This window comes from Edaphobacter sp. (genome assembly GCF_035532915.1).
Lineage (GTDB): Bacteria > Acidobacteriota > Terriglobia > Terriglobales > Acidobacteriaceae > Edaphobacter.
Map to the genome: position 1 here is coordinate 1 of NZ_DATKQC010000280.1, position 2,710 is coordinate 2,710.

2 protein-coding genes are annotated in these 2,710 nt (G+C 59.2%); one reads left to right on the top strand and one right to left on the bottom strand.

All coding sequences use genetic code 11. The annotated features are described in order from the left end of the window. Nucleotides 1-406, top strand: a 406-nt coding sequence (locus VMU57_RS13370) for an FtsX-like permease family protein (RefSeq protein WP_325384199.1), incomplete at its 5' end; no start/stop codon positions are given. A gap of 39 nt (nt 407-445) precedes the next feature. Here VMU57_RS13370 and VMU57_RS13375 read toward each other — a convergent pair. After that, nucleotides 446-2,710: ABC transporter permease (locus VMU57_RS13375; RefSeq protein ID WP_325384201.1), on the bottom strand; the 2,265-nt coding region annotated here is incomplete at its 5' end.

Here is a 2,710-nt window from a genome sequence, read left to right on the forward strand (position 1 = left end):
TCAGTTCTCTCAATCGAGATTTGTGATGATACTGCTGGGAGCTTTTGCAGGGTTGGCATTGATCCTGACAGTAGTGGGTCTCTATGGAGTCATGGCGTATTCGGTGTCGCGAAGAACGAGAGAGATCGGTGTACGGCTGGCACTGGGAGCGCAACGTAGCGCCGTGCTGATGATGGTGCTGCACGATGCCGCGATCTTGTTGCTGGCAGGAATTGGCATAGGGGCTATGGCTTCACTGGTATCTACGCCAATGCTCAGATCGATGCTCTACGGCGCCGCACCCCGCGATCCACTCGTGCTTGCTGTGGTTTGTATATCTGTAGCGTTCGCCGGCCTTCTGGCAGCATATATTCCAGCTTTTCGTGCAGCTTCCATCGACCCGGCTCAAGCACTCAGAAGCGAATAGCAGCACTTTTGGCACTCTGGAACCAAGGGCTAGTATCCGTTATTCAGCGCGAAGAGATTCTACTGGGTTGAGTGATGCGGCACGGCGGGCAGGAAGAAAGCTTGCCGCCATGGATGCCAGACCAAGTAAAACGGCCACGCAAAGCAAAGTTACTGGGTCCCACGCGTACACGCCGAACAGCAGACTGCGCATGAGGATCGATGTCGCCAGGGAGCAGAGCAGACCGATGGCCAATCCTGCCAGGGTCAGCCATACCGCCTGTCGAACGACGAGACGATACACAGCGCTGCGCGGTGCTCCAAGCGCCATGCGGACACCGATTTCGCGGGTCCTCCGGCCTACCGAATCGGCAATGACTCCATAGAGCCCGACCACTGCGAGCAGGAGGGCTGTGGTTGCGAATCCTCCTACCAGCCATGCTGACGAGCGGTGCAGCATGGCAGCCTGTGTCGCTCCGATTTTTTCGCTCAAGGTCGCTTCATTGGATACGCCCAGATCCGGATTGATCTGACGAAGCGTACTGACCAGCACCGGCAGCAGTGCGCTCGCATCCTGCGAAGAACGTGCGGCCAGAGTGAAAGAGATCTCGCCTATTTGGTTAAGAGGAAAATACTCTGTGGGCGCGATGTCGGCATCGAGCGGTCCTTCATGGATGTCATCGACAACGCCGACGATCTGCCACACGGATGGTTGTCCTCCTTCATCATCCGCGATACTTTGACCGATGGGATCGACGCCGGGGAAGTACTTTTGCGCGAGAGCCTGATTGATGATGGCCACTCCAGGGTGAGACGCGTCATCAGCTTCGGTGAACCATCGCCCGCGCATCAGGGTGGCTTTGAGCGCAGGCAGATAACTCGCGCTGACATGGCGCTCGTTCACCTCGTTGTGCTCGCCGTGATACGGCCTTCCCACAATCCGGATGCCGTCGGTGGGGCAATTGCACCCTACCGGCAACCGGGACGTAAGGCCCGCCGATTCAACCCCAGGCAACGCTGCGACACGCTGGGCGACTTCTCTGTAAAGGGCTACGGCCTGATCTTTCGTCTGGTAAATCGAGGAGGGCGCTTCGACCTCCACCGTTGCAATATGGTTCGGCGCAAATCCGAGCGGCACATGCAGGAGCCGATAAAGGCTCTTCCCGAACAGACCGGCGCTTGCAAGCAGCACGACTGCGATCGCAAGTTCGACGATGACGAGATGTGCTCCCAGCCTGCGCCAGAGACTGTTGGCTGCACCGCGATCTCCATCCGTCAATCCATCGCGTAACCGTTGAAGGGAAAGCCGCAGCACCGGCGTTGTCGTCAGCAGCAATGCAGCCAGTAGAGAGGTTGTGCCAGCGAATATGGCAGTGTGCGCGTTCCACCCAACGCGGTCGAGAAACGGCATGCCCGAAGCCATGCCCTTAGGAACGAGGCGCGCAAGGAGCCTCATGAGTGCGGCTGAAACGACAATGCCCGCACCGCTGCCAAGGCCCGCAAGCAGGAGTCCTTCGGCTGCGAATTGCCTTACCAGCCGCGCGGGGGTTGCTCCCAAGGCTCCGCGCACGGCAATCTCCCGCCTCCGGCTCTCCGACCGCACCAGAATAAGGCTGCTCACGTTGACGCAGGCAATGAGCAGAAGCAGGCTGGCCCCACCGAGCAGCATCAATAGAATGGGTCGAACGTTGCCCACGACGACTTCGGAGTAAGGGATGACACTGGCGTTCAGATCGTGCCCTGTGATGGCATATTGCCGCTGGAGTTGTTTTGAGATCGTCCTCATCTCGGCCTGCGCCGACGGTACGGTGATTCCGTCGCGCAGTCTTCCGATTCCAAAGAAGGCATAGAAAGCGCGTGAATGCTCGTGCGGGCTGAGGCTGTTGATGGGAACCCAGAACTCCGCGCCGCCGCTCAATGCGAATGAGAACGACCGAGGCAACACTCCGATGACCGTGTAGGGCTGAGTGTCGAGGTCTACGGTCTGCCCGACCACGTTAGGCCGTGCGCCAAAGCGATGGGTCCACGCCTCGTAACTCAGGAGCATTACATTGGGGCCGCCCGGCTGATTCTCGCCGGGGTTGAAGTCGCGCCCGAGGATGGGACGCACGCCAAGGGTTTGAAAGAAGCTGCCGCTTACCCGTTCGCCCTTCACCGCCTCCGTACCGGAGCTGGTGCGCAGCAGATAGCCGCTGCTGTTGTAGATCGCGAGCGAGCGGAACGACTTGTTCTGCGCCTGCCAATCCAGGAAATCGGGATACGAGAGCGGCCAGCCCGGTAACGCACCGGCATTTTCATTCACAGACATTATCCGGTCAGGATTCGC